The sequence below is a fragment of the Geobacillus sp. genome (assembly GCF_017515625.1).
Classification (GTDB): domain Bacteria; phylum Bacillota; class Bacilli; order Bacillales; family Anoxybacillaceae; genus Geobacillus; species Geobacillus stearothermophilus.
Genome location: NZ_JAFWFM010000183.1, coordinates 1 through 3,760 on the forward strand (window position 1 = coordinate 1; position 3,760 = coordinate 3,760).

General features: G+C 51.3%; 4 protein-coding genes and 2 tRNA genes. All 6 read left to right on the forward strand.

Annotated elements, in window-relative coordinates; all coding sequences use genetic code 11:
* The first annotated feature begins 172 nt into the window (after positions 1 to 172).
* The 6 genes from IKE44_RS10825 to cdaA all read left to right on the forward strand — a co-directional run bounded on the left by IKE44_RS10825 (position 173) and on the right by cdaA (position 3,669).
* Positions 173 to 244 (forward strand) — tRNA-Gly (locus IKE44_RS10825).
* 5 nt (positions 245 to 249) lie between these two features.
* Positions 250 to 322: transfer RNA gene (locus IKE44_RS10830), tRNA-Ala, on the forward strand.
* Positions 323 to 461: 139 nt separating this feature from the next.
* Positions 462 to 1,361, forward strand: a complete 900-nt coding sequence (gene rocF, locus IKE44_RS10835; RefSeq protein WP_033016928.1) for an arginase — start codon at positions 462 to 464, stop codon at positions 1,359 to 1,361.
* A 200-nt stretch (positions 1,362 to 1,561) separates the two neighbouring features.
* Positions 1,562 to 2,125: an RNA polymerase sigma factor SigW gene (sigW, locus tag IKE44_RS10840; protein ID WP_064213372.1), complete on the forward strand. Its 564-nt coding sequence runs from the start codon at positions 1,562 to 1,564 to the stop codon at positions 2,123 to 2,125.
* A 14-nt stretch (positions 2,126 to 2,139) separates the two neighbouring features.
* Positions 2,140 to 2,751: an anti-sigma-W factor RsiW gene (rsiW, locus tag IKE44_RS10845; protein ID WP_033016927.1), complete on the forward strand. Its 612-nt coding sequence runs from the start codon at positions 2,140 to 2,142 to the stop codon at positions 2,749 to 2,751.
* A 72-nt stretch (positions 2,752 to 2,823) separates the two neighbouring features.
* Positions 2,824 to 3,669, forward strand: a complete 846-nt coding sequence (gene cdaA / locus IKE44_RS10850) for a diadenylate cyclase CdaA (RefSeq protein WP_287465883.1) — start codon at positions 2,824 to 2,826, stop codon at positions 3,667 to 3,669.
* Positions 3,670 to 3,760: the final 91 nt, after the last annotated feature.

Here is a 3,760-nt window from a genome sequence, read left to right on the forward strand (position 1 = left end):
GGGGTGGCGGAACTGGCAGACGCACAGGACTTAAAATCCTGCGGTAGGTGACTACCGTGCCGGTTCGAGTCCGGCTCTCGGCACTTCATATGCGCCCGTAGCTCAATTGGATAGAGCATCTGACTTTTAATCAGAGGGTCGGAGGTTCGAGTCCTCCATGGCTCACCATAGCGCGGAAGTAGTTCAGTGGTAGAACATCACCTTGCCAAGGTGGGGGTCGCGGGTTCGAGTCCCGTCTTCCGCTTGGGCGGGGCCTTAGCTCAGCTGGGAGAGCGCCTGCTTTGCACGCAGGAGGTCATCGGTTCGATCCCGATAGGCTCCATCAAGAGCAGACTGCTTGTGGTTGTCAAGCAGTCTGCTTTTTTTGTTATATCGGTATAAATATTCAAAATTTTGTCAAGTTGAGTCATCCCCTTTCTTTCCTCTACAATAAAGACGTAACGAAAGGAGTGGGAGACAGCATGAAGCCAATTTCAATTATCGGGGTTCCGATGGATTTAGGGCAGACACGCCGCGGCGTTGATATGGGGCCGAGCGCAATGCGTTATGCAGGCATCATCGAACGTCTGGAACGTCTTCATTACGATATTGAAGATTTGGGAGATATTCCAATTGGGAAAGCAGATCGGTTGCACGAGCAAGGAGATTCATGGTTGCGCAATTTGAAAGCGGTTGCGGAGGCGAATGAGAAACTCGCGGCGGCGGTTGACCAAGTCGTTCAGCGGGGGCGCTTCCCACTTGTGCTGGGCGGCGACCATAGCATCGCCATTGGCACGCTTGCCGGGGTGGCGAAACATTATGAGCGGCTTGGAGTGATCTGGTATGACGCGCACGGCGACGTCAACACCGAGGAAACGTCGCCGTCTGGAAACATTCATGGCATGCCGCTGGCGGCGAGCCTCGGGTTTGGCCATCCGGCGCTGACGCAAATCGGCGGATACAGCCCCAAAATCAAGCCGGAACATGCCGTGTTGATCGGCGTCCGTTCCCTTGATGAAGGGGAGAAGAAGTTTATTCGCGAAAAAGGAATCAAAATTTACACGATGCATGAGGTTGATCGGCTCGGAATGACAAGGGTGATGGAAGAAACGATCACCTATTTAAAAGAACGAACGGATGGCGTTCATTTGTCGCTTGACTTGGATGGCCTTGACCCAAGCGACGCACCGGGAGTCGGAACGCCTGTCATTGGAGGATTGACATACCGCGAAAGCCATTTGGCGATGGAGATGCTGGCCGAAGCACAAATCATCACTTCAGCGGAATTTGTCGAAGTGAACCCGATCTTGGATGAGCGGAACAAAACAGCATCAGTGGCTGTAGCGCTGATGGGGTCGTTGTTTGGTGAAAAACTCATTTAATGCATGTGAGCAAAGAGGGTTGGTTGCGGGATTCACGGATATGATGATGATTTGTTCCCGCTGTTTGTGAAAGAGGGGCTGCCATTTGTTTGGTGTCTCCTCTTTTTCAGTTGTATGATACAATAAATATGTTGCATGAAACTTTTCTTGATCGAGCGCCGTAATATACAGTAAGCCGTGAGGCGGGGGTATTGTATTTTATGGATCTATTTATTAAAAAGAGAATTAAGGCGATCCAAAAAGGGGATCAAAACGCATACGCGGATCTTGTCGATTTGTATAAGGACAAGATTTACCGCCTTTGCTATCGAATGTTGGGCAATCGGCATGAGGCGGAAGATGCGGCGCAGGAGGCGTTCATCCGCGCCTACATCCATATTGATACGTACAATCCTGAAATGAAGTTTTCCACTTGGCTGTACCGGATCGCGACGAACTTGACGATCGATAAATTGCGGAAACGGAAGCCGGACGTGTATTTAGATGAAGAGGTCGGAGGCACGGACGGGTTGACGATGCAGGCTCAGCTTCCTTCCCGCGAAACATCCCCGGAGGAGGCAGTGGAAAGCCTAGAGCTGCAAGAGACGGTGCAGCGAGCGATTGAGCAGTTGCCGGAAAAATACCGGAGCGTGATCGTGTTGAAATATATGGAAGATTTGTCGTTGCAAGAAACCAGCGAGATTTTAGGGTTGCCGGTCGGCACGGTGAAAACGCGGCTGCATCGCGGCCGCGAAGCGTTGCGCAGGCAATTGGGTCATTTATAAGAGGGTGGGAGACTATGGAATGTCCGAAAGAAATCGTGTTGCTCATGCACAGCTATTTTGATGGAGATCTCCAGCCAGAAGGAGAGCAGCAGCTGAAAGAACATTTGCGTTCGTGCGCTGCGTGTGCTGCCCATTTTCACGAGCTGAAAAAGACGGTTGCTTTCCTCCAATATGCCGCCCACGTTGCGGCGCCGCCGTCGTTTGCAGCCAAGGTTATGGAGGCGATGCCGAAAGAGAGAAAGACCGCGCGGCTGCGCCGCTTCCTGCATCGCCACCCGCTGCTTACGGCTGCCTCGTTGTTTTTAGCGCTCACTTTCGGCAGCTTAGCTTCTTCATGGGGGGAAAGAAGCGCGTTTTCCGTCTCAGCTGATGAACATGTCATCATCCGCGATCATACTGTCATCGTGCCGAAAGGAGAAACGGTCAAAGGGGATATTGTCGTCCGCAATGGCTTGATTCGGATTGAAGGAACGGTTGATGGGGACGTGACTGTGATCCATGGAAAGAAATATATGGCGTCCGCCGGGCAAGTGACAGGGGAAGTGGAGGAAATTAATCAAGTGTTTGAATGGATTTGGTATAATATTAAAGAAAGGTTCAATCGTGCGCTCCAATCGATTGAATGATGGCAGCCATCGTTCGATGGCTTTTTCCGTGGCCATCAACAGATTGGAATTAGAGATAAAGGAAGTGTGAAGATGTCCTTCGGAGAGCTCCCCATCGTGTCATATTTGTTAAAAGTGGTTGATATCCTTGTCGTTTGGTATGTGATTTACAAGTTGATCATGATGATTCGCGGGACGAAGGCCATTCAGCTGTTAAAAGGCATTTTTTTAATTATTTTGGTTCGTTTCGTGAGCAATTACCTCGGATTGACGACGTTGCAATGGCTGATGGATCAGGCGATCATTTGGGGATTTCTCGCGATCATCATCATTTTCCAACCAGAATTGCGGCGCGCCCTGGAGCAGCTCGGCCGCGGACGGCTGTTCACCCGCAATACGGTCAATGAAGATGAAGAGCGGATGCGAATGGTGGAAGCCATTGTCAAAGCGACCGAGTATATGGCGAAGCGACGCATCGGCGCGCTGATTTCCATTGAGCGGGAAACCGGAATGAACGATTATATCGAAACCGGCATTATGTTAAACGCTCATGTGTCGTCGGAACTGCTCATTAATATTTTCATTCCGAACACGCCGCTTCATGACGGGGCGGTCATTATTCAAAAAAACCAAATCGCTGCGGCGGCCTGTTATTTACCATTATCGGAAAGTCCGTTTATTTCGAAAGAGCTCGGAACACGCCATCGGGCGGCGCTCGGCATCAGCGAAGTGACTGACAGCGTCACCGTCGTCGTGTCGGAAGAGACGGGAGCAGTATCGTTGACGAAAAACGGCGAGCTGCACCGCGATTTAACGATCGATGAGTTTCGGGAGCTGTTGACCGGCGAACTTGCTCCAGCGACGAAGGCGCCCGCTTCTTCCCGTTGGCAAGGTAGCGTCAAAAGTTCTATGAAAACTCCACACAGATCATCCCATTGAGCATCGTGGGGCATGCGGAGGGCCGGATTCGCCCTTGACCAACACCCGCCAAAGGTGCGGAAGAGTCGTCAAGGGCGACGGGGACAAAAAA